The organism is Paenibacillus cremeus (genome assembly GCF_007786445.1).
Lineage (GTDB): Bacteria > Bacillota > Bacilli > Paenibacillales > NBRC-103111 > Paenibacillus_G > Paenibacillus_G cremeus.
In genome coordinates this window covers 101,880-128,176 of record NZ_VNJI01000002.1, presented here as the reverse complement: position 1 = coordinate 128,176, position 26,297 = coordinate 101,880, and the positions used below count along the sequence as shown (strand labels likewise).

At 50.5% G+C, this 26,297-nt stretch carries 28 protein-coding genes and 1 other annotated feature; of the genes, 3 read left to right on the top strand and 25 right to left on the bottom strand.

From position 1 onward, the window contains the following. Nucleotides 1-2 precede the first annotated feature (2 nt). The 15 genes from der to FPZ49_RS02445 all read right to left on the bottom strand — a co-directional run bounded on the left by der (nt 3) and on the right by FPZ49_RS02445 (nt 13,476). Nucleotides 3-1,325: a ribosome biogenesis GTPase Der gene (der, locus tag FPZ49_RS02515; protein WP_144842850.1), complete on the bottom strand. Its 1,323-nt coding sequence runs from the start codon at nt 1,323-1,325 to the stop codon at nt 3-5. A gap of 95 nt (nt 1,326-1,420) precedes the next feature. After that, on the bottom strand, nt 1,421-1,618 hold the full coding sequence (locus FPZ49_RS02510) for a capping complex subunit for YIEGIA (RefSeq protein ID WP_144842848.1): 198 nt from the start codon (nt 1,616-1,618) through the stop codon (nt 1,421-1,423). Between the two features lie 3 nt (nt 1,619-1,621). Then, complete coding sequence (locus FPZ49_RS02505; protein ID WP_144842846.1) at nt 1,622-2,536, bottom strand: YIEGIA family protein; 915 nt, start codon at nt 2,534-2,536, stop codon at nt 1,622-1,624. A gap of 51 nt (nt 2,537-2,587) precedes the next feature. Next, on the bottom strand, nt 2,588-3,214 hold the full coding sequence (locus tag FPZ49_RS02500; protein WP_144842844.1) for a hypothetical protein: 627 nt from the start codon (nt 3,212-3,214) through the stop codon (nt 2,588-2,590). 112 nt (nt 3,215-3,326) lie between these two features. Further along, complete coding sequence (fni, locus tag FPZ49_RS02495; protein WP_144842842.1) at nt 3,327-4,403, bottom strand: type 2 isopentenyl-diphosphate Delta-isomerase; 1,077 nt, start codon at nt 4,401-4,403, stop codon at nt 3,327-3,329. A 27-nt stretch (nt 4,404-4,430) separates the two neighbouring features. Next, nucleotides 4,431-5,639: a 30S ribosomal protein S1 gene (gene rpsA, locus FPZ49_RS02490; RefSeq protein ID WP_144842840.1), complete on the bottom strand. Its 1,209-nt coding sequence runs from the start codon at nt 5,637-5,639 to the stop codon at nt 4,431-4,433. A gap of 81 nt (nt 5,640-5,720) precedes the next feature. Continuing rightward, nucleotides 5,721-6,305, bottom strand: a complete 585-nt coding sequence (locus FPZ49_RS02485; RefSeq protein ID WP_144842838.1) for a lysophospholipid acyltransferase family protein — start codon at nt 6,303-6,305, stop codon at nt 5,721-5,723. Nucleotide 6,306: 1 nt separating this feature from the next. After that, on the bottom strand, nt 6,307-6,987 hold the full coding sequence (gene cmk / locus FPZ49_RS02480; RefSeq protein WP_144842836.1) for a (d)CMP kinase: 681 nt from the start codon (nt 6,985-6,987) through the stop codon (nt 6,307-6,309). A gap of 123 nt (nt 6,988-7,110) precedes the next feature. Next, nucleotides 7,111-7,341 (bottom strand): DUF5359 family protein, encoded by a 231-nt coding sequence (locus FPZ49_RS02475; RefSeq protein ID WP_144842834.1) that lies wholly within the window; start codon nt 7,339-7,341, stop codon nt 7,111-7,113. A 60-nt stretch (nt 7,342-7,401) separates the two neighbouring features. Continuing rightward, complete coding sequence (locus FPZ49_RS02470; protein WP_144842832.1) at nt 7,402-8,055, bottom strand: flagellar brake protein; 654 nt, start codon at nt 8,053-8,055, stop codon at nt 7,402-7,404. A gap of 325 nt (nt 8,056-8,380) precedes the next feature. Then, complete coding sequence (gene ypeB, locus FPZ49_RS02465) at nt 8,381-9,739, bottom strand: germination protein YpeB (protein WP_144842830.1); 1,359 nt, start codon at nt 9,737-9,739, stop codon at nt 8,381-8,383. A 317-nt stretch (nt 9,740-10,056) separates the two neighbouring features. Beyond that, nucleotides 10,057-10,749, bottom strand: a complete 693-nt coding sequence (prsW, locus tag FPZ49_RS02460) for a glutamic-type intramembrane protease PrsW (RefSeq protein ID WP_144842829.1) — start codon at nt 10,747-10,749, stop codon at nt 10,057-10,059. A 25-nt stretch (nt 10,750-10,774) separates the two neighbouring features. Beyond that, on the bottom strand, nt 10,775-12,022 hold the full coding sequence (locus FPZ49_RS02455) for a Glu/Leu/Phe/Val family dehydrogenase (protein WP_144842827.1): 1,248 nt from the start codon (nt 12,020-12,022) through the stop codon (nt 10,775-10,777). A 212-nt stretch (nt 12,023-12,234) separates the two neighbouring features. Next, the gene (locus tag FPZ49_RS02450; RefSeq protein WP_144842825.1) at nt 12,235-12,834 is read right to left on the bottom strand and encodes a genetic competence negative regulator; all 600 of its coding nucleotides are present in this window, start codon (nt 12,832-12,834) and stop codon (nt 12,235-12,237) included. Between the two features lie 270 nt (nt 12,835-13,104). Further along, nucleotides 13,105-13,476, bottom strand: coding sequence for a hypothetical protein (locus tag FPZ49_RS02445; RefSeq protein ID WP_144842823.1), 372 nt, complete (start codon nt 13,474-13,476; stop codon nt 13,105-13,107). A gap of 138 nt (nt 13,477-13,614) precedes the next feature. On the opposite strand from FPZ49_RS02445, the gene FPZ49_RS02440 reads away from it, so the two are divergent. Beyond that, nucleotides 13,615-14,481, top strand: coding sequence for a polysaccharide deacetylase family protein (locus FPZ49_RS02440; protein ID WP_144842822.1), 867 nt, complete (start codon nt 13,615-13,617; stop codon nt 14,479-14,481). Nucleotides 14,482-14,484: 3 nt separating this feature from the next. Here FPZ49_RS02440 and FPZ49_RS02435 read toward each other — a convergent pair whose 3' ends face one another. Both FPZ49_RS02435 and FPZ49_RS02430 read right to left on the bottom strand, forming a co-directional pair. Further along, nucleotides 14,485-14,712 carry a hypothetical protein gene (locus FPZ49_RS02435; RefSeq protein ID WP_144842820.1) on the bottom strand — a complete coding sequence of 76 codons (228 nt, stop codon included), beginning with the start codon at nt 14,710-14,712 and terminating at the stop codon, nt 14,485-14,487. A 1-nt stretch (nt 14,713) separates the two neighbouring features. Next, the gene (locus FPZ49_RS02430; RefSeq protein ID WP_144842818.1) at nt 14,714-15,307 is read right to left on the bottom strand and encodes a CPBP family intramembrane glutamic endopeptidase; all 594 of its coding nucleotides are present in this window, start codon (nt 15,305-15,307) and stop codon (nt 14,714-14,716) included. A gap of 69 nt (nt 15,308-15,376) precedes the next feature. Between FPZ49_RS02430 and FPZ49_RS02425 the strand changes: the two genes are divergently transcribed. Beyond that, complete coding sequence (locus FPZ49_RS02425) at nt 15,377-16,288, top strand: hypothetical protein (RefSeq protein ID WP_144842816.1); 912 nt, start codon at nt 15,377-15,379, stop codon at nt 16,286-16,288. 57 nt (nt 16,289-16,345) lie between these two features. Here the strand turns inward: FPZ49_RS02425 and FPZ49_RS02420 are convergent, their stop codons facing one another. Beyond that, entirely contained in the window at nt 16,346-16,669 is a 324-nt protein-coding gene (locus FPZ49_RS02420) for a rhodanese-like domain-containing protein (protein ID WP_144842814.1), read from the bottom strand. A gap of 141 nt (nt 16,670-16,810) precedes the next feature. Continuing rightward, nucleotides 16,811-17,050 (top strand) — a binding site (T-box leader). Between the two features lie 79 nt (nt 17,051-17,129). Between FPZ49_RS02420 and serA the strand changes: the two genes are divergently transcribed. Next, nucleotides 17,130-18,713, top strand: a complete 1,584-nt coding sequence (gene serA / locus FPZ49_RS02415; protein WP_144842812.1) for a phosphoglycerate dehydrogenase — start codon at nt 17,130-17,132, stop codon at nt 18,711-18,713. Between the two features lie 120 nt (nt 18,714-18,833). On the opposite strand, the gene FPZ49_RS02410 is transcribed toward serA, so the two are convergent. From FPZ49_RS02410 to FPZ49_RS02380, 7 genes are all read right to left on the bottom strand, one after another. Further along, nucleotides 18,834-20,675 carry an ATP-binding protein gene (locus tag FPZ49_RS02410; RefSeq protein WP_144842810.1) on the bottom strand — a complete coding sequence of 614 codons (1,842 nt, stop codon included), beginning with the start codon at nt 20,673-20,675 and terminating at the stop codon, nt 18,834-18,836. A 1-nt stretch (nt 20,676) separates the two neighbouring features. Continuing rightward, nucleotides 20,677-21,393, bottom strand: a complete 717-nt coding sequence (locus FPZ49_RS02405; RefSeq protein ID WP_144842808.1) for a response regulator transcription factor — start codon at nt 21,391-21,393, stop codon at nt 20,677-20,679. A 45-nt stretch (nt 21,394-21,438) separates the two neighbouring features. After that, entirely contained in the window at nt 21,439-22,686 is a 1,248-nt protein-coding gene (gene ccsA, locus FPZ49_RS02400; RefSeq protein ID WP_144842807.1) for a cytochrome c biogenesis protein CcsA, read from the bottom strand. Beyond that, nucleotides 22,683-24,359: a cytochrome c biogenesis protein ResB gene (gene resB / locus FPZ49_RS02395; RefSeq protein ID WP_144842805.1), complete on the bottom strand. Its 1,677-nt coding sequence runs from the start codon at nt 24,357-24,359 to the stop codon at nt 22,683-22,685. Before resB ends, ccsA begins: the two co-directional genes overlap by 4 nt. 155 nt (nt 24,360-24,514) lie before the next feature. Continuing rightward, nucleotides 24,515-25,060, bottom strand: coding sequence for a thiol-disulfide oxidoreductase ResA (resA, locus tag FPZ49_RS02390; RefSeq protein WP_261381214.1), 546 nt, complete (start codon nt 25,058-25,060; stop codon nt 24,515-24,517). A 99-nt stretch (nt 25,061-25,159) separates the two neighbouring features. Then, the gene (locus tag FPZ49_RS02385) at nt 25,160-25,915 is read right to left on the bottom strand and encodes a pseudouridine synthase (protein WP_144842804.1); all 756 of its coding nucleotides are present in this window, start codon (nt 25,913-25,915) and stop codon (nt 25,160-25,162) included. Nucleotides 25,916-25,934: 19 nt separating this feature from the next. Next, entirely contained in the window at nt 25,935-26,276 is a 342-nt protein-coding gene (locus tag FPZ49_RS02380) for an N-acetylmuramoyl-L-alanine amidase (protein ID WP_144842802.1), read from the bottom strand. Nucleotides 26,277-26,297: the final 21 nt, after the last annotated feature.

Below are 26,297 nucleotides of genomic sequence, written 5' to 3'. Positions count from 1 at the left end.
TCCTATTCATCTTCCGATTTGCGTCTCGTGAACAACCGAAGGGGAGTCCCTTCGAAGCCGAAGGCCGCACGAATTTTATTTTCCAAATAGCGCGTATAGGAGAAATGCATCAGCTCCGGATCGTTAACGAAGAACACAAACGTCGGAGGCTTCACCGCCACTTGCGTAGCGTAATTGATTTTGAGGCGCTTGCCCTTGTCCGTAGGAGGCGGCGTAATGGCCACTGCATCGGAAATGACATCGTTGAGCACGTGCGTTTGCACTCGGAGTGCGTGCTGTTCCGCTACGGTGTTCACAACCGGCAGCAGCTTATGCAGCTTCTGCTTGGTTTTGGCCGAAACATAAACCACAGGCGCGTACGTCATGAACAAGAAGTGATCGCGGATTTTTTGCGTGAACTGGTGCATCGTTTTGTCGTCTTTCTCTACGATATCCCACTTATTGACAACGAAAATCGCTGCTTTCCCTGCTTCGTGCGCGAAACCGGCTACGTGCTTGTCCTGCTCAATGATGCCAACCTCACCGTCGATAACGACAAGTACAACATCCGCGCGCTCGATGGCTTTCATGGCCCGCATCACGCTGTATTTTTCCGTGTTCTCGTACACCTTGCCGCGTTTGCGCATCCCGGCGGTATCGATAATGACGTATTTTTGCCCATCTTTTTCAAACGGTGTATCGATGGCATCTCTCGTCGTACCTTCCACATCACTGACAATAACGCGCTCTTCACCCAAAATCGCGTTGACCAAAGAGGATTTACCTACGTTCGGACGGCCGATCAAAGCGACTTTGATCACATCCTCGCCGTACTCATCATCCTGCTTATCTGGGAAATGCTTGATCACTTCATCAAGCAAATCGCCCAGACCTGTGCCGTGAGCGCCGGAAATGCCAACGACTTCACCGAACCCTAAGCTGTAAAACTCATAAATGTCATCCATCCGCTGAAGGTTGTCCACTTTATTGACAGCGACAACGACCGGCTTCTTCGCGCGGTATAATATCTCCGCCACTTCACTATCCGCAGGCGTGATGCCTGCTTTCGCATCCACCATGAACATGATCACGTCGGCTTCTTCAATGGCCAATTCCGCTTGAACGCGAACCGAACGCAGAATATGGTCCTCGCCTTCAATCTCAATCCCACCCGTATCAATGACGCTGAAATGGGTGTTCAGCCATTCACCGTTCCCATATAACCGATCCCGAGTCACACCGGGTTTATCCTCTACAATCGCCAGCTTATCCCCGATGATTCGGTTAAAAATCGTGGATTTGCCCACATTAGGGCGGCCGACAATCGCTACGATAGGCCTTGCCATTATGCACTTCATTCCCTTCTAATGTACAACCATCTTCCATAAACCTTCAATATCAAAACAATATTATACCAAAATCAGCCGAACAAGTAAATGAACTACCCGTTTCCGCCGCCACTGGAGTGATCGACCAGAATGAGAGTACCGTTTAGCAGGTCGTGCGTTGCCGCATCCAAAATTTTTTCCAGTCGAAACGCTACTTCCTGCTGCTCCTTGGGGGACTCGACGATGAAAATCGGCGCGCCGCCGGCCACCTTCTCCTTGTCCATAGAAACGACCGCCACGATCTTACCCATGGTTCATGCGCCTGCCTTTCCATTGTTGTTAACCCCAGCCTCACTTGGCATCCGTACCGCGCTTTCCAGAATCGGGCAACGCATGGCAACCACTCTGGCCTTCTCGGGGTCGTGCTCCTGGGGAAGCAGCAGCATGGCCAAGCGGCCATCGTTCATATCCAGCTTCGCTAAAGGGATTAATGCTGGCTCGCCTGTATCCCGGTGAACCCCCATAATGGTCGAAACATCATGCAGCAGCGCTTGGCGCTGGCCGGGATTGGAGAGCGTAATCCGACTGTTTCGATTCTTTGGCTCCAAAATCAGTCCGATCGCCTTCTCACGAATTACGTTCTGAGTATCGCCTAACCCAACATTCATGATATAAATATCATCCACAAATAAATCGGGCCCGTCGATCTTCACCTGTCCCACACGAACATTCGCGATATGTGAAATGTTCTCGCCCGTTTTGAAATAATTCGTAATGAGGATCGACAGGATCCCAGCCGCAATCCCCCAATACCAGTACAGCACGATGCTAAAAAAGGAAGTCACTAACGAAGTAAAGATGACTAGATAGTTGCGTCCCTCAAACACCATAGCAATGCCTTCGATGTAAGTGGCACCGCGTGGAACGAGCTCCATGCTATCGATTTTACTCAGCGTTTGCCGTTCCATGTTGCGGACATCGCGAAATTGTTGAGCGGCCGCTCCCAGAAAGGTGATCGCTGTATAATTTTTCTCCAATAGGGCTGGGATCGCCACAGCTCCCAAGCCGGCTGCAATGACACCAAGGGCAATATGAATGATTTTCCCGTGCGGATACGTGGGATACTGCCTGTAATCCGTTCTGAGCATATTCAGCCTGGCGCCGAGACCAAAGATAACCCCAAGGATAACGCCTACCGTATATTTTTGTTCTACGATCCATGCCCACATCCAAACCACTTCCTTTTTGCGTCACTTTGGCAGGCTACGAGAGCTTGGCCGTTATTCTCTACGGTTACGGATCGTCTCCCAAACAAATCCGGCAGCGCGTTTGAAGCCTTCCAGCATCGATAATACTGCCATGGATAACGTTCGCGTCATGAACATCGTCATCCACCATAGATCTTGAAACGCAGCTCCCCCCATACTCATCTGCACATGCTCTTTATGCGAATACGCGAACATGCCGTCACCAATCAACAATCCGATCGATACGGCAGCGATTTGAAGCGCCGATTGGCGCAGTGTTACCGCAGCTAACAGGCCGATAATCCCCGAGATGGTCACCGTTGTGCTGTAAACGATTATCGAGGGTATCAGATGCAGGCTTTCCTTCAAAAAGAAGGAGACGGAGCCCAGCAGCAAGCCTACCGAAATCACATGCAGCCTCAGCATGGCACCGGAAGCTCGGGCTATCGCGATCCCCGACGTAATAAGGAGCAAGCCTACAATCCCGCTATAATGCACCCCGTTCCAGCTCCAGCTCCCCAGAGAACAAAGCAGCCAGAAAATAAAAAAAAGAAGTAGACTCTGGTGAGTAATACCTCTTATGATGACGTTCTTCCAGCCACTGGCGAACAGAATCAGTGAGATCACCATCAGCACTGAGGACAAATAGCCTGCATTCATTCGCACCCACCTAACGAAAAATTTTTCTTGAGCCGCTCCTTACACTCCAATAAGAGGGAAGAGTGCTGCTCCCGAACTTTTTCCTTAGTATGGCTTTTCTGTATGGTTTTCATTACTTGCGCTTCGCATATCCTTGGCGGCGAGCGTAAGCCTCCGTGGAGATCCCTCTTGCAGTGCACCATGCCGCCGTTTCTCCCGTAATGACTACAGGAGCCTCGGCAAGGGAAGCCATCGTTCGCGAGCCCATCGCCGTCATGAGCAAGCGCAGCTCGCTATGCAGCGACTCGATCCGCTTGATTAGCGCCTCTGTCCCATCGGAGCGAAGCAGCTTCAGCAGCCCGCCGGCCATCCCTACAGCTGAAGCGCCGAGCGTTAGCGCTTTGCAAATGTCCACTGCTTCGCCGATCCCCCCCGTCGCAATAATCGAGACTTGACTTGTATGACTCCGCTTGGCTTCCAGCGCCTCAAGCAAGGCTACTGAGGTCGTGCAGCCCCAGTCGTTCAACCATTCCATCGGCTGCTCCCGTCGGGCATTTTCAATTGCGGCAAAATTGGTGCCCCCCCGGCCGCCTACGTCAATGATTTGCACTCCGCAATCCAGCAGCGCTTCTGCGCTTTCGCTCACCATGCCAAACCCTACTTCTTTCACGATCACCGGTATGCCTACTTGTCGCACGATGGCTTCGATCCGCTCCAGCATGCCGCTGAAATTCCGGTCTCCCTCCGGCATGATCAGCTCCTGCATCACATTCAAGTGAATTTGAAGCGCATCCGCCCGCAGCATCTCGATCGCTTGTCTCGCTTGCTCCACGGTCGCTTCACTGCCAAGATTGGCAAACACGATCCCCTCCGGATTCACTTTCCGAACCACTTCGTAGCTGGAGGATACCTCCGGATTGCGAAGGGCGGACATCTGCGAGCCAACCGCCATGGCAAGTCCGGTTTCACGGGCGGCTATGGCAAGCTCCCGGTTAATCTCCTCGGTCTCCTGTGCCCCTCCGGTCATCGCATTAATAATAATCGGCGAGCTCAGAATGAGTTCGCCGATTTGGGTTTGTAATGCTATGTGATCCGAAGCGATGCCAGGCAGACAATTAGGAATCAGCTTGACATCCTGGAAGCCATGCTTCCCGCTTTGTCCAAGCCGAAGCGCATGATGCACATGCTCCATTTTCCTGGAAATACGCACTTCGGATTCCTCTTTTCGTTGATCTGCTTATTTAAATTTGCTTAACATGTCGCCAAACTTATCGCCCAGCGTCGTCTTGAAGCCCTCTTCATGGGAGATCGATTCCTGCTTGCGTGGCGCTCTCTCACGTTCTGGTCTTGGCTCGCGAGGCTCACGGGCAGGCGCTTCTTCGGTTTCCTTGATGCTCAAGGAAATGCGCTTCTCGTCCGGGTTCATGTCCAGCACCTTCACTTGAACTTGTTGCCCTTCCTTCAGCACTTCTTGCGGCGTTGCGACATGCTTGTGGGAAATTTGCGAGATATGCACCAAGCCTTCCACACCAGGCGCCACTTCAACGAAAGCACCGAAGTTCACCAGTCGCTTCACTGTACCCGTTACGATATCGCCCGTCTTGATGCTGCTGATCGACTGCCAAGGCCCTGGCTGCGTTGCCCGGATGCTCAAGGAAATGCGCTCATTCTCCGGATCCACCTTCAATACTTGTACTTTCACTTTGTCGCCTTCTTTAACGACTTCCGAAGGGGTTTCTACATGATGCCATGCCATTTCGGAAATGTGCACCAAGCCGTCTACGCCGCCGATATCGATAAACGCACCAAATTGCGTCAGGCGCTGAACCGTACCGTCCAACGTTTGGCCAACCGAAATTTTGGACAAGGTTTCTTTCTTTTTGACGTCGAATTCTTCATCCAGAACGTCTTTTTGGGACAAAACTACTTTGTTCTTCTCTTTATCCATTTCTTTGACGCGAAGACGAAGCGTACGGCCTTTGTAATCGCTGAAATCTTCAACGAATGTGCGCTCTACCATCGATGCCGGAACGAAGCCGCGAAGACCAACGTCAACGACCAAGCCGCCTTTGACAACTTCAGCTACTTTCGCTTCAAGGACCGTTTTATTCTCCATATCGGCATTCAGCTTATCCCAAGCTTTCTCGCTGTCGATCGCACGCTTGGAGAGAACAAGCTTCTCTTTGTGGTCGTCGATGGTCAATACTTTCAGCTCGACCTCTTGACCAGCGCCAATCCCTTCAGCAGCATCTTCGATTTGAACCGAAGAAAGCTCGCGCAATGGGATCACACCGTCATACTTGTAACCCACGTCAACAATCGCTTGATCGGAGTCAACTTTAATGACTTTCCCTTTGACGATATCGCCTTTCTTTAAAAAGGTTACATTCGCCATCGATTCTTCCTGGGTTACCTCTGCTTGTTCCACTTTAACTTCTTCTGACATGTCGAATACCCTCCTTAGCAACCTGACAACAATGTATTTGGAAAATAAATTACTTCATCATTTTTTTAAGTATGCCACGATTTATGATTTCGATTCGTATTGCTTTACCATCGTTCGGATGGTAGCCATGATTTTATCCGTCGCTTGCTCCAAGCCTTCAGATCCGCTGTCGGCAAATTCCGTTATATCGACCGGTGGGCCGTAAATCACCTTCATCTGACGGAACAGCTTATATTGCCCGACGATGGCCGCCGGTATCACCGTGGCACCGGATTTGAGCGCCAGACTGGCTGCGCCCTTCTTTCCCATTCCGCCGGCATTGCTGCGCGTTCCTTCAGGGAAAATGCCTAGAATCTCTCCATCCTTCAACAGCTGAATGGACAACCGTATAGATTCTTTACTAACACCGCCGCGTTTGACAGGAAATGCACAAATCCGCGGTAGTACGTAGCTTAGAACAGGCAGTTCGAACAGCTCCGCTTTGGCCATATAATGCACTTTGCGATCGATCGGCGAGCCAAGCAGCGGCGGATCAAAGTTGCTGGTGTGATTCGCACACAGTACAACCGGCCCGCTGAGGGGAATGTTCTCTGTCCCAATCGCCTTCAAGCGGTAAAAAAAACCAAAGATAAATCGAAACATGCCGCGAAGCGTCACATAAAGCATCTTACGTCCCTCCGCTCACCTGCGTCTTGCAAAGTTCCAAAATGGATTCCACCACTTCCGGAATCGTCATTTGGGTCGTATCCATCAAAACGGCATCCGGTGCTTTCACAAGTGGTGAAGCCTCCCGCTGCTCATCCATCCGGTCCCGCTCGGCAATTTCCTGTTCCAGACGCTCGAGAGTAATTCCCTGCTGCACGTCTTGTATTTCTTTGAAGCGACGTTCTGCTCGAATGCGGACACTTGCGGTCAGAAAGATCTTCACTTCTGCATCCGGCAGCACATGGCTTCCGATATCGCGGCCGTCCATCACCACGCCTTTGCTCTGAGCAAGCTCCTTCTGCTTGGCCACCAGAATGCTGCGAATTTCAGCGATGGAGGAAACGCGGGATACGTTGCCTGTCACTTCGGCCGTTCGAATAACCCCTGTGACCTCAGCCCCATCGACAAAAACAAGCTGACCTTGTGGTCCCGGCATAAGACGAATATCCATACTGTTTGCCAGTTGGATCATCTCCGCAGTTTGATCCGGCTCCAAGCCCTTCTGCAGGATGCTCCAAGTAACCGCTCGGTACATTGCCCCGGTATCGATGTAAATAAAGCCAAGCGCTTCTGCGACGAGCCGGGCGATCGTGCTTTTCCCTGCTCCTGCCGGGCCATCGATCGCGATGTTAAACTTTTCCAAGATGCGGCCTCCTAACAAGATTGAAAGCGGACGAGCCCGCCAAAAAAAAACAGGCCGAAGCCTCGAACGAAGAAAATTATACCATACGTATGACAAGAATTGCAAAACGAACCGAGGTCTTGTTCACTTCTCCATGGCTTTACTGCCGTCAGCACGGTACGGATTTCCCTCGAGCTGCTCCACTTTAACTAATAAGTATCGCACATGAGCATTCTGAAGCAAGAGCTGGGCGGCCATTAGCGCAACGAATAGCAGAATGACCATGACAGCCAGCACCTTTTCCACACGTTTGCCAAAGATTAAGAATAGCTCCTCGTACGATGCTTCGCGTTTCTTTTGCTTCTCTTGCTCCATGTGCGTCACCCATCTCTGATTTTGGGTGGTAGTTTATCCAAATTTGTTGGAATTTATTCCCTAGCGTTTTCTAAAGTCGAGCTGACGCTCAAAGCAATAGCGGATAATCTTCTGCCGGTCGCGGTCGGTGATTTCCGAATACCTCATCATGACCTGCTGCTTACCGGTTTCCATCGGCTTAACTCGTACGACCTCGCTTTTGAAAGGCACATGCTCGATCAGTCCGTTCTTATAAGGCACGAGGAGCCAGCACTGAACCACATAACCGGACACCACCGGAACATACTCATCGCACAAGAAGGAAATGCCTCCGCCCCCGACATCATCGGTCAAGGAAACAAATTGCAGCTGCTCCGAAAATTTCACAGCTAGTTCCAATTCGGCGGGCACGCGAAGGAAATTTCGCCGCTGTACTTTCGTGATGGCATCCAGCTCCGGCTTCTTGATATGCACCAGCCGAATCACGTCGTCGGTAAAGCCCATTACCGAGGTGTTAAAATAGTTCTTCACGCCGCCATCCGTTACGAAATAAACCGACAGCTCGTCCCCGTGATACAAACGTTTCAATCGACCGCTTTTCTCATTGATCGGGATTTCCATGCTAATGTACGTGTCTGTTATATCAGCTATCCTCGATTTGCTTTCCTGCCGGGCTTCCTCTTCATCTATTGAATTCACTTGTATGTATAAGATCTGATTCACTTTTGGAAGCAAATTGTATGCACCCCCGGGTCATGTCTGGTCTTTATTATAACACGCGGGGAAAATATGGGAAGCGGTAAAAATAGCGGCCGATGCCTTCTGAGTGGCAATAAAATTTGGACAAACGCTCCCGCGGTCTCCGGTGAAATAACCATTTGCTCTTCCTCAAACACGTTTTGCTTCAATCCCCTGAAAAAATTTAAAATGTGAAGATTGAGCAAAAAACTCGCCGCAAATGGGTATTTCTCCTTCGACACTTGGTCGTATTTGTCCATGTAAAAGGCCCGATGAAATCCATCGGGCCTAATTTTGTTAATAGGGGAGCAAAAAAGCTAACTCACTTCGTAACTTGGGCTTCGTCTTTGCCGATCCGGTCGATTTTCTCCTCGGCGCCGCTCTCCGCATTGACGTAGATGCGGTAAATGCCGCCATTCACGCGTCCGATGTACTGGTAGCAGAGCACTTCCTCTTCCACATCGTTGCGGATGAGCGCTTTGTGCACGCTGTCTACTTTGAAGTTGGCGCTTAAGGTTTTACGAGCTTCCTCATCCGACAGCTTGGCTGCATTCACTTGACGATCCTTCTTGTCATACACGTAATCGGAGGCTTCGACACCCACGACCTCAGCGTTGTCCAGGGCCACCTTCACAGCAACCTTCTCCAAATAGTTGATGATGTCATTGGTTCGTGCAGCAAAGGTTAGGTTAGCGACGTTATTGTATTCGTCATAGCTTACAGCCGTCATATCTTTATAGTTGTGCTCGTCCAAAAACTGCGCAGCTTTGTCCCGCGCGGCACGCAGATCCACCTTTTTCTCCGGCACATTCCGAGCCGCATTATACCAGAGCAGCTGCCCGCCCTTCTTGGAGAAGTCCATATGAACCAAGCCGTCGCTGGTTCCCTCTTTCGGAGCGCTCACGCTGTAGGACTGGTATTCGGTTCCCGCTCCATTTTCCACGACCTGTAGGCTGGAAGGATCTTGGATACCCAGAAATTGCGCGGCTTTTTGCTTGACCTCATCGGCGCTGATCTCTTGACCCGAAAGCATGTTCATATTGCGGTTCTGATACGCGCTCATCACCGTCGGGCTCCAGTTGATTTCCGGATATTCGCCGACTTTTTTATCTACCATGGTGAATCCGTCGATAATAGCGTTATCCGATTGCTCCTTATGGGTAGCCAGAGCAAGCTCGACATCCATCCAGCGCAGGTTACTGGCCAGCACTTTATCCTGCACGCCGCGCAGCTCGGTGGAAATGTCATTTGCATGCTCGTAGAGCGTATTCAAGGTTTTGATTTCATTCTCGTCCAGTGGCTGCTTGCTTAAATCCCGCACGGCCGCGCGGTAGGCAAAATTCGAAATTTTCGATAGAAAATCATCGGTCTTGTTAAACGGCAGCATGCCCAGCGGCAGCTGGCTGATTTCATTTTGCGCCTGACTTGTGATCCGCCATACGTTGATCAGCCCTTTTTTGTAGGCATCCTGCGACGTGGAATTGACCGCGAGCGTATTGCCAAGCTCCGAATGCAGTTTATCCACATGGAACGACAGGTCGTGGAACGCTCTTTGGTATTGATTCTCGGCCTTGATCAGCACCGAGTTTTTCTCCTGGTGCTCTAAGTACCCCCACACGCCGGTGCCGATGAGCGCGATCAGAAGAATCGGAAACATGACGATACTCAATCGTTTGTACATGTTCTAATAAGCCCCTTTCATAACAAAAACTTGGACTTAGTGTTCGCCTGAAGTACAGGGCTTTATGCAACAAAAAAAGCCGGCCCGCGGCCGACTCTCCTACTCCCTAAAAATCAGTTGTTTCGATATAGAAATCCTTGTCATTATTGCAAATGCACTGCTTGAAGCCCGTATCGATTCTACCCTTTTCCTTTTTCCCTTTCAAAATGAACCGTTCCCCACATGCCTTACAGCGAATGGTTACTTTTACACGTGTGCCGACCGACGTCATGGATTCCCTCCGTACTGGGTTTTACTAGCCAGTATGGACACACCTGTCAAATTTTAACCTGATCCTCTGGATGAATCACCCGCAGCGGCGACTTGGCATTCGCCCGATTCACTTTCCATAAGCTTCGCATCCACAGGAACGCCATCAGCGGCACCATGAACCAGATCCAGTACGTCTTGGTCACCAGCATCGTATAATCGAATACGCCATGCCAGAACAGCGGCAGCACCAAGGCAAGAAGCAGATGCTTGTTCCCGCCATCCGGTGAAAATTTCGCTTTCCCCAAGTGATAGCCCATAATCACACCGAACATCGCATGACCGGATACCGGCAAAAACGCCCGCATCATCAGCGCCGAGAAGCCGGAGTCATTCAGAAACGCATACAGCACATTCTCCAGTGTCGCGAATCCGAGTGAAGTGGCGACGGCGTACACGATTCCATCATAAGGCTCATCGAACGAGGTATGCTTGAAAATAATAAAGTAAACCAGAAACCACTTAAAGAACTCTTCAATCCCCGCCGAGGTAAGAAAGGAAAAGACAAACGGATTTTCGCCCAAGCCTTGGACCAATGCGCGCTGAAGCACCATAACCGGAAAAACCAGCAGCACGCCAAACAGAAATAATTTGAGCACAAGGGATATCGGCTCCGGGTCATAACGGTCTTTCAAGTAAAAATATGACATCAGAGCGACACCAGGAGCAATAGCCGCCATCAGGACAGATAAGACGCTCACAGTGTCCCCCCTTCCAGTTCATTTATTAGTTCACCCAACCGCGGAATCGCGCCGCCTCCGCCATCTTGCGGACGCCGACCATATATGCGGCCAGTCTCATATCGACATTTCTTGTCACATGAACATTATAGACATTTTCAAAGCCTTTTTCCATCATAACTTGCAGTCTGGCATGCACTTCCGCTTCTGTCCAGTAATATCCTTGGTTATTCTGCACCCATTCAAAATAGGATACAACAACGCCTCCAGCGCTGGCAAGCACGTCCGGCACGAGCAGGATGCCGCGATCCGTGAGCACCTTCGTGGCTTCCAAGGTCGTCGGTCCGTTTGCCGCTTCAACCACGATCGGCGCTTTGATCCGGTCCGCATTCTCCAGCGTAATTTGATTCTCAATCGCCGCGGGGACTAAAATATCGCATTCCTGCTCCAGCAGCTCTTTATTCGTAATCGTGTTATTGAACAGCTTCGTGACCGTACCGAACGAATCGCGGCGATCCAGCAAATAATCGATGTCCAGTCCCTCCGGTCGGTACAACGCGGCATACACATCGGAGATACCGATCACTTTTGCTCCCGCGTCATGCATGAATTTGGCCAAGTAGCTGCCGGCATTGCCGAAGCCTTGGATGACAACCCGGGCATCCTTGAGCGGGATATTCTTTTTCTTCAGCGCCTGATCGATCATGATCGTCACGCCTTTGGCTGTGGCCGTTTCCCGGCCATGCGAGCCTCCCAGCACCAGCGGCTTGCCTGTAATAAAGCCAGGGGAATCAAATTCGCGAATGCGGCTGTATTCGTCCATCATCCAAGCCATGATCTGTGAGTTCGTCATTACGTCGGGTGCGGGGATATCCTTCGACGGTCCGACGATTTGGCTGATCGCGCGGACATAGCCGCGGCTTAGCCTCTCGAGCTCTCGAAACGACATTTGGCGTGGATCACAAATAATACCGCCCTTGCCTCCGCCATAGGGCAGATCCACAATCCCGCATTTCAAGCTCATCCAAATCGACAGCGCCTTCACTTCATCCTCGTGCACATCTGGGTGAAAACGGACGCCGCCCTTCGTCGGTCCCACCGCGTCATTGTGCTGGGCCCGATACCCCGTGAAAATTTTAACCGAATCGTTGTCCATCCTTACCGGAATGCGAACGGTCAACACCCGCATCGGCTCCTTCAGCAGTTCCACCATCGCCTGAGAATAGCCGAGCTTGGTCAGCGCCTCCTCGATAATGAGCTGCGTGGACTCTAACACGTTTAAATTTTCAGCCATCCTGATCATCCTTTGCTGGGTCAATTTGCATAAATACCGTCAGATTTCCATATTGCCCTTCCGGAACCAACATCCTGTTTGTATTCTTGCACTTTCCTCCCGACCCAATTCACGAACCCCCTAAACCGCAAAAAAAAGCATCCCACAAAAACAATACTGTTTTTGAGAATGCTTCTCTTACCCCGAAACCATGTGAACGAGCTTCGCCGATATTAAAATTTGGAGCATAGTACTTTTATGGCATCGGATTCAATGACCGTCTTGCCGTACTCTTCGAGCACCGCTTGCGTCACGGACGCAGCTTCGCCGAATTCCGAAAGCACTGCAACGATGGACTGTAGCCGCTTATCTTCCATCTCCACGGCATCCAGCACCAGAATCCATTTATTCTTGTAGGAGTACAGCGTTCCGCCTTCGATCAGGAGCGGATTCACAACCTTGGCCATACGCAGCAGATCCTCGAAGTCGTGAAATGCGTAAGTGATCTGATCCGTCTCATCCATGGTGACTTCCAGTTCGTACACTTCTTCCACTTCGTCGTCCATGGCATCATCCGCGTGACTGAAATTCATTCTCCCGCGTGTCACGATAACGACCATTCCTTGTGCAGGGCTGGCAAGTACTTCAACGGCAAGCGGACCCGTAGCGTCGAACCCTAGTTCCATATAGGCTTGGTCCATCATTTCGCTAAACAGTTCATGAACCTTAGGGATCTCTCTCCACATATCATCCTTGTGAATACCGCGCTCCGTTAAGTCATCGAATGTGAGGAAAATCCGTATCTTGTCCTGACTTAATCGCTCCATTTTCATACTGGATTCCTCCTAACCGACTGTGATAACAGTTTATGAAGTTTGGTTAACAAAGGTGTAACGGGTATATGTATACAATACTCTTAATTAGCGATTTAAGAGTTTGTATTCCATACTAACATCTATTATATCACAAACACTGGAGAAAAGAACGGTTAAAGGCTGAATTTTCCCTCAATATACGTAAAAAGACGCGGAACCCGTCCCACAGGGCCTAAGCACTATGGGACGAGAACCGCGTCATTATGGCTTTTTTAAGAATCGCAGAACCTACTGTACTTGCGATTGTTCGCTCTGGTTGTTGCTCGATAAAATTTCATTTACTTGCGCCTTCAGCTGTGGATCCTGATTGACGAACTCCGTAACTTTGGACATGCCGCCGGCAGCAGCTGCGCTAAACTGCTCCTCATGGCCTTTTGCCTTATTGCCTTGGAACGAAGCATTCGATTTAGCCGATCCGGAGGAATCGCCAAATTTGGACTTGCTCTTATCCGACTTATCGTTCATGGAATTCATCATCATGCTCCCAAGCGCGTCATTTTTGCCCAATACCGACCAGAGCATCGGCTTGCTTTTTCCCGTTAAATAAACAGCAGCTGCAGCCCCTACGAGACCGCCCAGTAAGAAAGCACCGAATCTCATGTGATCACACCCCTCCATTGGTTTCGGTAACGCCCTTATTTTCCGCTATCCTGCAAACGAGCATGCATGATAAAATAAGGGAATCGCCTTATAACCAGTGAAGGTTACTACTTCTAAGGAACAGGAGTCTTCCCCTACATGACAAGCAAATGGACCATTCTCGCGGCGGCCGCCGTACTGCTCACCGCATGTACCGCTGCACCTGCAAACTCCCCTCAGCCAGAGCCTACCGCTGCGCCTCAACCTGCAGCCACTGCTGCTTCTGTCCCTCAAGAGCCGAAGACCGAAACCAAGCCTGCCGAAGCTTCTCCGCCGCCTGTACTAGAACCAAAGCCGCAAGCCACGGAGCCTCCGAAGGAAGCGGAAAAAACATACATGCTGAATCCGAAAACCTATGATATTGTCCCCATCGATCCGGCGAAGACGGAGAAAAAGGTAGTGCTGCTTACTTTTGACGATGGCCCGAAGGATTTGGAGATGAACACAGGATTGCTGGATACGCTGGATAAGCATCACGCAAAAGCGATTTTTTTCTTGAATGGATACCGCATCAAGCAAAAGCCGGAGCTGGTCAAACTCATCGCTTCCCGCGGCCAAACGATCGGCAATCACTCCTGGGATCATAATGACTTGAAGAAGGAAAGCAAAGAAAATCTGGAGCACCAAATCGGGGATGTACAGCGGGCCATTAAAGACCTTACAGGGAAAGCCCCGAGCTTCTTCCGTCCACCGTTTGGGTCCGGCAGCGATGACGTCAGGGCAAAGGCCAAAGACGAAAAATTGCTCTATATGACGTGGTCCAACGGGTCGTTAGACTGGGAGATGACGGTGAAAAACAACAATCCGGATAAAGTGATCAGCAATGTCTTTGAGCAGCTTCGTCCTGGAAGCAACATTCTGATGCACGAGCTGCCTTGGACGGTTCAAACGTTGGATAATCTGCTCACTAGGCTGGAGGAGAAGGGGTACGGCTTCGTCGATCCGAATACGATTGAAGTTCCCTAGGCTCTAGGTACTGACCAGCTTCCAGCCCCAAACAAACAATCCGGCTACAAGCAGTATAAACATCCAAAGCAGCGACCTGTAAAAGTAATGCACATACTTTTCTTTTTCAGGCGGATGCACCGATTTGCGCGGCGGTAGGTAGTGCTCGTCCTCACTCGCTGCCGCGGGTGCTTCCGTCTGTTTGTGCTCCTCTGGAATCCGATTCGTGGCGGGTGTTGATTTGCCTCTCATGTTAGCTCTCTCTCCTGTACCGCAGTATGCAGCCCATAACAAAATCAATCAGAAAATGTGCGGCAATCGGGGTCCAAAGCGTACCGGTATGGACATAAATGTACCCTAAGCCATAGCTGATGCTGAACACCAGTCCCGTCATAATCCAATGCTGCAAATACCGGATGTGAATTGCCGCAAACAAAATACTGGTCCAATAGGCCCCCCACCAGCTCTGAATCGCGCCTCTGAACAGCAGTTCTTCACAAAACGCCACCACGAGTGAAAGCAAGGCAATATGCCATAAGGGCCGATTTTTAAACAGCATCTCATTGATTCCGCCGTCATCCGTGACTTCAGGGGGAACCCAGCGAGACAAAATTAGATCGAGAATTAGTACCAACAGCGCATACCCCGCAGCCCATGCCAAGATCGAATATCCCGGCTTGATAGAGAACATCGTACTGAGCTGCGGTTTTTGAAACAGCAGGAGAATAACGGCCAGCACCACCACCAAGGACTGCGTTATATACAGGTTTGCAAGCAAAAAGTGGTCGTCTACCTCGTCTAAATTCACCTTATGAAACTTAAGATTCTTAAAATTAAATTTCTTCATAAATATTCCCTTTTTCGACAATTTGACCTATACTTACTGCATAGAGATAGGAGCAGGGGTGTATGAGACATGGAAAAACGACTGAACCGAACGGACTACTTATTTGCCGCTACTTTTATTTTTATGCTTGTAGTAGCACTAGGGGCCTTCTTCTTTGGTCTCAGAATGGGCCAGGATCGATCCGCACTTAAATACGAAGATCAGATTGCCAAGCAGAATGAAGCTGCTAATAGCTTTACCGCATACCATCAACAGTATTTGGTCTCTTTCTATCATACCATTTATGTACAGTACAGGGAATTTCACAAAAAGTGGTTCGACAAAATGGACGAGCTTCAGACAAATCACTCTGCTGACGCTTCGCTTATTATAAAGGATCTCGGCAAGCTTGCTCAAGAAAATTATGATCGTCTAGGCAGTAAGACCATGCCGGATTCCTCCCCGCTGCTGCAGGACGCGCTGAAGGATTATATGAAAAGCCTGAAGCTGTTCAGCGAGGCCATGAAGGACTATGCGCCTAAGGCGAACGCCGTGTCCGGATCGGAGCTTGTAGCCCAGCTGGGAAACGATGCTTACTTGGGGGAAGCGAAGAACTTCGCACTGAAAGCCGAGAAGGAATACTACGATGCGATAATCAAATGGAACGAAACCGTCAATAGCGGGTTTAAACCGATTGATGTAAGCAAGCCCCTTTCGCTGAACGATTGGAGCGCGCTGAACTTTAATATGAAAAACGATTATATCGCACAGCAGCTGCTTGCCGCCAAATCGTTTAAACCGTTCACACCGCAAGACATGACTAGCCGGATAGACGAGATGATTGCTTCAGGTCAAGTTAAAAAGATGAGTCTTAGTGACGTTAAACAGGTTATTGACATGCTCATGGGTACGGATGCGGTTCGTCCTGGTGACTTCTTGCGCAACAAGAGCAAGCAGTACATGAATGAAACCATGCCGCAGCTCCCCTTTTTCACGAATTGATTGATAAACAAAATGACCGAAGGGTTTTCGCTCCTGTCGGTCATTTTTCCTTTCTGGTCAGTCGTATTGGAATCCGCGCAATTGAGCCAGTGCCGCCATGCCGCCTTCCACGTTCACCACGTGCTCAAAGCCCTGCTGCATTAAATAGTAGCTCACATGCATGCTGCGTACACCATGAGCGCAAACTACGTAAATAGGCTTCTCCTTAGGAAGCTCCTCCAGCTTGGCAGGAATCGAATTCATCGGCATGAGCTGGATGCCCTCCAGGTGATAATACTCCCACTCGTAGGGCTCCCTGACATCGATAAGAAGCGCTTCATGCAGGATTCCTTCCTCCATTTGGCGCAAGAAATCATCCGGTTCAATTTGATCGATTGACATCTTAAAGTCCCTCCTCTAGTCCATTTTTATCTTAGCATGACGTGCTATAGATTCACAAAAATTTCGTAATTCAAAATCCATTCGACACCTATTGACAGGCCCGAAAAACTCATGGTAAGCTAGTGAAAATTTAACTTTAGAAACAATGCTTTGACGGAGCCAAGCAAAGACGAAACGTACAGAGAGCCGGTGGTTGGTGTGAACCGGACGCCTTCGATTTGCGGAGCACTCCCGAGTTGCTGCGGTGAATTCTTAAATTAGCCGCGGACGGCAGGAAGCCGTTACCCTTCCAGGTCTGCATGCAGACCGAATGAGGCTGGATACGCGAGTGTTCAGCGAATTAGGGTGGTACCACGAGAGCCAGAACTCTTCGTCCCTTGTATACGCTAGACGTGTCGGGATGGAGAGTTTTTTTGCGTTCACACAAATAAGATGTACAAATTCGGGAGGGGAATTGGAAATGTTCAAAGTGTTAGTCATGGATGGAATCAGTGATATGGGGATTCAACTGCTTTACGATGCGCCAGATGTAGAGGTAGAGAAAAAGAATGGCTTGTCCGAAGATGAGCTTGTAGCCATCATCGGAGATTACGATGCTCTCTTGGTTCGCAGCGCGACGAAGGTAACGGATCGCATTATGGGTGCCAGCGACCGTTTGAAGGTTGTAGGCCGTGCCGGTGTTGGCGTAGACAACATCGATCTGGAAGCTGCTACCAAGCGCGGGATTGTTGTTATTAACGCTCCAGACGGAAACACGATCGCTACTTGCGAATTGACGTTTGCCATGATGATGTCGACAGCCCGGATGATTCCACAAGCTTATAAGAAGACGGTAGGCGGCGAGTGGGACCGCAAAACGTTCGTCGGCGTAGAGCTTCGCAATAAAGTACTCGGCGTACTCGGCATGGGCCGCATCGGCAGCGAAGTAGCTAAGCGCGCCAAAGCGTTCGGTATGACCGTTCTCGGCTATGACCCATTCTTGACGGAAGAGCGCGCGGAGAAAATTGGCGTGAAGCTTGGCACCGTTAACGAAATTTGTGCGAAAGCCGACTTCATTACCGTTCACACACCACTCACGAATGAAACACGCCACATGATCAGCCGTCCGCAATTCGAGCTGATGAAGAAAGGCGCACGCATTATCAACTGCGCCCGCGGCGGGATCATCGATGAGATGGCGCTGGTGGAAGCGGTCAATTCCGGGATTGTAGCCGGTGCCGCCTTCGACGTATTCGAATCGGAGCCGCCTGCAGCTGATCATCCGTTCCTGAACCACCCGAAAATTATCGTTACTCCTCACCTCGGTGCATCGACGGTAGAGGCGCAAGAAAATGTCGCCATCGACGTTTCCGAAGAAGTATTGCATATTCTTCGTGACGAGCCGTTCAAAAACGCAGTAAACATGCCTCCGGTACCGGCGAACGTTCTGAATAAGCTGCAGCCATACTTCAACCTGGGGATTAAGCTTGGCGAATTCCTTGGTCAAACGATCGAAGGCGCGGTTAGCGAAATTACCGTCAGCTACAGCGGCGATCTGATCGATACGGATACGTCCCCGCTCACCCGTCACGTTGTGAAGGGCGTGCTGTCCAACCAGCTCGAGGGCGTAAACATCGTCAATGCAATGCACCTGGCAAAAACCCGTGGCGTCAATGTCGTCGTTCAAACGTCAGCCGCATCGGAAACTTTTACGAACCTTGTAACCGTAACACTCAAAACCAAGAACGAACAGCGCACATTGGCTGGTACGCTACTTGCTGGCTACGGCGAGCGCATCGTGCAGATCGACCAGTATCCGGTTGACGTTGCTCCATCGGGCAACCTGCTGCTCATCTCGCATAATGATAAGCCGGGGATCATCGGTAAAGTCGGTACGCTGCTTGGTACCAACGACGTGAACATCGCTACCATGCAGGTTGGACGGAAAGTGATCGGCGGCGCGGCGATTATGGTGCTTACTGTCGATAAAGGAACTCCAGGCAACGTTATTGAGCAATTGGAGCAGCTTCCAGAGCTTATCCGTGTGCGCGAACTTACACTATAAATGTTTGAATTGTTAGAAAAATCGAAATTGTTTCACGACCAACAAGAAAATTAATGAAATTTCAACAAAAAGCCAAAGCCTCCGACAGTAATGTCAGAGGCTTTGGCTTTTTCATTCATCTCACTCGCACGGAAGAATGACGGAAAATGTCGTTCCTTGTCCGACTTGGCTCTTCACGTTTACGACGCCTCCGTGCAGTTCTACAATGTTTTTCACGATGGAAAGTCCTAAACCCGTTCCGCCGGAAGCGCCGCGTGTACGGGCTTTGTCGGCTTTGTAGAAGCGTTCGAAAATATAAGGCACATCCTCCGGCGGAATCCCGAAGCCCTCATCTGAAATTTCGATTTGCACGGCCCTCTTCTCTTTCCACCGCTGAATGGAGGCTTTGATCTCAATCCGGGCTCCGGCGGGCGTGTGCCGCAGCGCATTATCCAGCAGGTTGGTTAGCACTTGCTCCAATCGATCCTCGTCGGCATGACCGACGATGGGATCGCCTTCGGGCAGCGTAAGCGACATGTTCACATCGCTGTCCTTCGACAGCGCCGCAAATTTCCGGTGTACCCGTCGTAAGAACGCTCGCACATCGAGCTCCCTGAAATGCATCTCCATTCGACCGGTTTCCATTTTAGCCAAGTCCAGCAGGTCCTTTACCAAGCGGCCCATCCGAAGCGATTCATCGTGGATGACTTGGGCCAGCTCTTTGCGTTCCTCCGGTGTCCCGGCAATGTCATCGATCAGCGCCTCACTGTAGCCTTGCAGCATGGAGAGAGGTGTACGCAGCTCATGCGACACGTTCGCTACGAAGTCCTTGCGGAACTTGTCGAGACGATGCTCCTCCGTCACGTTCCGCATGACCGCGACAACTCCGCGCACGATGTCATGAGAGTACAGAGGCGCCATTACGATGGACCACACATCACTTTGCACATGCACCTTGGAGGTCATCCCTCTGGCTTCCGAGATCACGGCTGCAAAGAGCGGCTGCATCGGAATAGGAATAAGATCAGCCGACCTCGAGCCTGTGATCGGACTGTCCGAATCAAGCCATTCCTCCGACCCTTCGATCTGATTCCATTCGTTAATCAGCTTCTCTCCTTGCGGGTTGGTCAAGATGACTTTGCCCTCCGCATCGGAGGTAATCACCGCATCCGTCATGCTTCGTAGAACACTGGACAAGTGCTCCTTTTCATGACTGAGCGCTTTGACGGTATCGGACAGCTGCTCTCCCATGTGATTGAACGTCTTCCCGAGCTCCCCGATCTCGTCTGAGGAGGTAATCGGTACTCGCGTGCCGTACTCTCCCATGGAGATGAGGTCCGCCGCTTTTTTCAGCTTCTGCAGGGGTTGGGTGATGCGTGTAAGCAGAAAGAAGGCAAAGAACGTCGTCATTAAGAAGCCGGCCACACCTACTACAACGAACAGACGTTTGACGTAATACTGTGTCTCCTCCGATGATTGCGTCAGCTGGTACAGAATCAGCGCACCGCCAACCGTGGTCTGCGACTCGTTCATAAACGGAACCGCGACGGCCGTATACTGGCTATTCGTAATCGATCTGGGGACTTGTCCTCCAGTCAGGCGATTGTCGATCTCTTGCCCGCTAAACACCTTTTGCAGGTCGGCCTTGAGAAAAAAGTCGTCGTAGCGCAGGCTTCGATCCTTCGGCTGCTCGAGGCTCAGGTCCATCTGCTTGAAGTCGGGAGTTACCAAGAAGGTGTTCGCATCCTGCGCACTTAGCAGCTCGTTCACGACCTGAAGGTATCTTCGTTCTTCCTTGTGCAGAGAAATCTCGGCCGCGAGCTTCACCGCCAGTTTATGCAGATTCTCGGTTTGATCCTGGGATTTCGGAAACGACGTTTCGATATAACGGAATAAAAAGAGGCTGAGAGTCAAAAGCACGACTACAACCAGCCCGATAATGGTAATCCACAGTTTTCCTACTACGCTCTTTAAAATAAACACGTTATTTCGGCACCTCGAGCTTATAGCCCACGCCCCATACCGTCGTGATCATGCCTGCGGCGTCCGGTGACACTTTATTCAGCTTTTCTCTCAGCCGTTTCACATGGGTATCCACTGTGCGCAGATCCCCGAAAAACTCATAGTTCCATACATCCTTCAGCAGCTCTTCGCGAGAAAATACTTTGTCCGGCGAGACGGCTAAATAATGCAGAAGCTCATATTCCTTTGGCGTCAGCGCCACCTCTTGGCCGCCGGCCGTTACGCGGTGCGCATCATGCTCAATAATCAGATTCGGAAACACAATATTGTTGCTTGAATTGACCTCTTTGGACAAGTAGGCCGTAACGGAAGACCGGCGAAGAATCGCTTTCACTCGATAAATCACTTCACGGGGACTAAACGGCTTGACGACATAATCGTCGGCACCCGATTCGAAGCCTTGAACGCGGTTCGTCTCTTCCCCTTTGGCGGTCAGCATAATGATCGGTGTGGATTTGACCTGGCGCAGCCGGGCACATACTTCATTCCCGTCGATCCCCGGCAGCATGACATCCAGCAAAATCAGGTCGTAGTCCGTTTCCATCGCCTTGCGCAAAGCGGTCTCACCGTCTTCGGCTTCGTCGATGGTGTAATTCTCTTTCTCCAGGTACATGCGAAGCAAACGGCGAATTCGTTCCTCGTCATCGACGACCAAAATCGTTGTTTTCATCTCTGTCATCCTTGAGCCCTCCCTTGAAAGCTAGTTTCATATGCTATGAGTGAATTACGCGCCGGAGTAAGAATGCAGCCCGGCAATGACCAAGTTGACGCCAATCAGCGTAAACATAACGACTAGAAAGCCGATAACGGACAGCCAAGCGGATTTTTTTCCCTGCCAGCCTCTAGACAATCTGAGGTGCAAGTAGGCGGCGTAAAACAGCCAAACAATCAGCGCCCAAACTTCCTTCGGGTCCCATCCCCAGAATCGGCCCCATGCTTCCGCGGCCCAGATCATCGCAAACACGAGCGCGCCGAGCGTAAAAATCGGGTAACCAATGGCGATCGCCCGATAACCGATCTCATCCACGTCGTCGGGATCCATACCGGAAAGCAAAGGCTGCAGGGTAGCACCAAGCGGCTTGCGGGCAATCAGTCGAAGCAGGCCATACAGCACCGCGCCGCAGAACACCGACCATATGACCGTGTTGAACTTCCGTCCGGCATTCGCGCCCTTCATCCACGATGGAGCTTCGAACGGTGGCTCGGTCATCCCAAGGAACGGCTTCATTTCGACCTGCTCGCCTTGATATGGCTTTACAATCGGCGGAAGCACGTAATCGACATTTTGCTTCACGACCTGCTCTACGTTATCCTTGCCAGTCACCATTACATCATTGGCGAAACGGGCGTGATAGCCGGCTGCGTTGAAGCTGAAGATCGCAATGACGAACGCCAGAATCATAACTAGCGTAAAAATCGTAAATTCAACACCACGCTGTTCTTTCCGGTCCCCTTTGGACGTGCCTTTAAAATTCACGCTCTGAATCAAGTACATAAGCCCTGCGGCAAAACCGACGGCGAAGAAGGCTTCGCCAAAAGCGGCCGTAGTCACGTGAATTTTTAGCCAATAGCTTTGCAGCGCCGGGATCAGCGGCTGAACTTCCCGCGGAAAGACGGACGCGTAAGCGATCACGATTATGGCCACAGGAAGTGCGAATACCCCCAGCACCGCCGTGCGGTAAAGCAAAAATACAATAATGAATGCCAGAACGATCATCATTCCCAAGAAGGTCATAAACTCAAACATATTACTTGTCGGGATATGCCCAGCTTCCGCCCATCTCTTGAAGAAATAGGTCAATTGGGATATAAAACCGATGATGGTCAGCACAAGACCGATATTCCCCCAGCGTTTCCCGTAGGCCACTGGATCGGTAACCATAACGGAACTTTTTCCGGTAATGGCTACCACAAACACCAACAAAGCTACGGCGTAGACGATAAATGCACCCAGCAAAAACGAACTGCTCACGTCTCTGTTCCCCTTCTTTCTAACGTCTTGGGATCAACCTCAATCCCCGTTTTTTGCAGCATGCCTACCACTTCTTTGCGGACGCCGAACCAGTTCTTGTTCGTGTGTGCCCCAAGCGTCAGCTGCCTGTCATCAATGCGCAACCAAATGCGGCGGTGCTGCCAATAGAAGCCCATCACCAGGCCGATCATCGAAATGGCGGCGCCCACCCAAATGAACGGCATCGCGCGGTCCACTCTAAGGTTCAAATAGCTGACGTATTCCGAAATGGACACGTCGTCCATCGAGTTCACGGACAAATCCAGCTTGGCTGCCAGCGCTCCGTTCAGGTCATCCTGGCGGAAATTCACTTTGTCCACCTGACGCGGGAAATAAATAAACGTTTCTCCTTGCGTCTGAAGCCCTGGGCCGGTCACGAGAAAAACAAAGGCTGGAACCTTCGGCTGATTGGACAATGTAATCGGCAGTCCTTTACTGTCCAAGCTGAATTCTGGAAAATACGCCTTCAGCCTAAGCTCATAAGGTCCTGCTTTATAGGATTCCGCCGGCTTGTCCATGCTAATGTCAAGCTGGCCGTATACTTCTCCGGTCTGCTTGTTTTTCAGCGACGGCTTGACAGCAATCAGCATCGGATCGGATTTGAAGTCAAATTGATACGCCATAAACCCTTTATATTCAAGCGGTTTATTCACGATAATGTCCTGGCGGTGAACCTCTTGGAGCACAGGCTCTTTGGAGGGGTCATCGCAGTTCGCAGTACACTCATAGAGAACGGCTTTCGTTTCGTAGGTTTTCGGTACATCCTGCCCTTTCGCGCGGAAGTCTGCTGACATTTCATCCTCAGAGTAAAAATCAATCGTAAACTTTTCGTTTTTCAAATAATACGAGGTTTCGGGAATCTTCACGATCTTCCCTTCCGGAAAGGCTACGTGCTGATCCATATGCCAACCGGGTATGCTGCGCATTAAGACGGCTGATAGAAAAATAATCAGTCCGATATGATTAATATAAGGCCCCCAGCGGCTAAACCGATATTTCTCCGCCAGCAGCGCCGTGCCGTCTTGCTCCGTATGAACTCGATAATGCTGCTTCTTCAGCGCTTCGGCTGCTTTCGTTGTCCAAGCCTCGGTAGTATCAGCTGCAACGGGCATTGGACCGGAATACGTTACCTTTTGTCTCGTAAGGAAGGTAAGGTGTTTGCGGATTTGCTGCTTGCTCAGTGCCCGATAGAGCGGCAGCACACGGTCCAAGCTGCAGACCACCAGCGATGTGCCGATCATGAACAGCAAGGTTATAAACCACCAGGACTCGAAGGTATGCGATAAGCCCAGAAGATAATAAATCTGTCCTGTCGTGCCATACGTATCCTTGTAATACGTGGAAGGATCGAAGTTTAAAAAGGTGCTTTCTTGCGGATAAATAGTCCCCAGTGCGGATGCGATCAGAGTAACAATAATCATGTACACCGCATTTTTTACTGAGGAAAAAAAGTTCCACACCCGGTCCAGCAGTCCCGGATTTTCGCGCTGCGAACGTCTCGCCACGCCGTCATAACGCATCTCCAGCGGCTCATTAGCCGTGTCATCCTCGAGTAGAGGCTTGCCGCAGGATTCGCAAAGGACGGTGCCGACATGATTCTGGTGGCCGCATTCGCATTTGGTGTTTTGAATCATGGTGCCTCCTAGGCATAAATAAAAAGCGGTTAAGTGCGGGTAGGGAGATTACCTCCAGCCGCTCTTGAAATCGAGTTTTTTATTATTGGATTAGGTGGTATAAACTCGATTTCAAAGGCGGCCCGTAAACTTTCCGGTAACTCCCTATCCCGCTGTCAGCTTTTTATTTCTGCCGTCGTTTTTAGTAGGGTAGTAAGGGTTTGCTCGATGAACGGTTCGTCCATCTGGCCGATTCGGATGACGGCGATTTTGCCGTCGGGACCAATGAAGAAGGTCGTTGGGTATTGCGAAACACCGTATTTCTTGCGGTTCTCTTCATTCTTATCAAACAAGATCGGGAAAGTGACTTTATATTGATTGATAAAGTTCTCCACGGCGACACGGGGCTCGTCTAGATTCAGGCCTAGAATTTCCACGTTTTTCCCCGCCCATTTGGCATGCTGCCGCTCCAGTGCCGGCATCTCGTCGCGGCATGGCTCGCAGAACGTTCCCCAGTAGTTCACGACAACCACTTTGCCCTTGTAATCCGACAGCTTGTGCGTCTTGCCGTCCAGCCCCAGCAAGGTGAAATCGGGCGCTTTGGAACCGACTACAGGCTTCTTGTCGCTCAGAAACACGTTGCTGATGAGCGTCAGGGCGCCGATTACGACAATCACGGCAAAAATGGCGATTTGAATCCACTTTTTATTTTTCCCCATCATCCCACACCTTCAAACGATATGAAAAGGGCTAAGCTGCTGCCCAATCTCTATCTCATTATAGCGGAATATGTCACAGACGATGATTCGCCTTTTTGAATTTTATGTGTCTCCGCCTGGAGCCTGATCTTGTCCCGCTTTAAGCGCTTCCTCGCGAAGCTCTTCGACCTCCTGCGGCGTCAAGTGGCGGTGCTTGCCCCGAGGCACGCCGGAAAGCTGAATCGGTCCGAATTGAACCCGCTTCAGCTTGATGACAGGATGATGAATGGCGTCGAACATCCGCCTGACCTGGCGGTTGCGCCCCTCGTAAATCGTGATTTTCACGATGGTTTCTTTTTTATCCAAATCGATATCCTGATACTCTACTTCGGCAGGAGCTGTCATGCCGTCCTCGAGCTTGATTCCGCTTCTCAGCTTGTCCAGCAAGCTGCCATGGGGCGTTCCCTTCACTGTCGCCAAGTACGTCCGGGGCACATGGTGCTTCGGATGCGTCAGCAAATGTGCAAACTCTCCGTCATTGGTAAGCAAAAGAAGACCCTCCGTGTCATAGTCGAGCCGACCGACCGGATAGATCCGTTCTTTAATATTTTTGAAAAATTCCGTGACCGTCTTGCGGCCTTCCGGGTCCTGAGCGCTAGTGATGACACCCTTTGGCTTATTGAAGATGACATACACCTTCTGCTGCCGACGAATCGGACGCCCGTCCACCTTAATAAAATCCTGGGCCGGATTCACCTTCACACCCAGGGTTGTTACTACTTCATCATTGACCTGCACCCGTCCGGCCGTAATCAATTCTTCACATTTGCGGCGGGAAGCTACGCCTGCTTCAGCCAATACTTTCTGCAATCTTTCCATCTTTGGAAATCACCTCATGCTAATGATACCTATCCTCGGGTGAAATCACAAGTTGAGCCCATGGAAACAACTTTCCGGGGCACGAAATGGAATGCGGAAATATATCTTCCGGCTGAAACTCATGCATTTCCGACAAGCGGAGAATCAATTTATTCAAAATGAACAGCTGTTCTTTCTGCTCGGGAGTAAACGCGGTTCTCGCATGCGTATAGTCCCCTTCCAGACAAACATGGATGTACAGCGGATCGGTTTGTTCGGAAGAAGGGATGATTGCCCCGTTTTTGGCGATAAAGAAATCATACCCTTTTCCATTAATCGAAGGACAAACGGAGTGATGAATGACGATTCCGTAATACGGCATGCAGTTCACCTCTTCAATCAA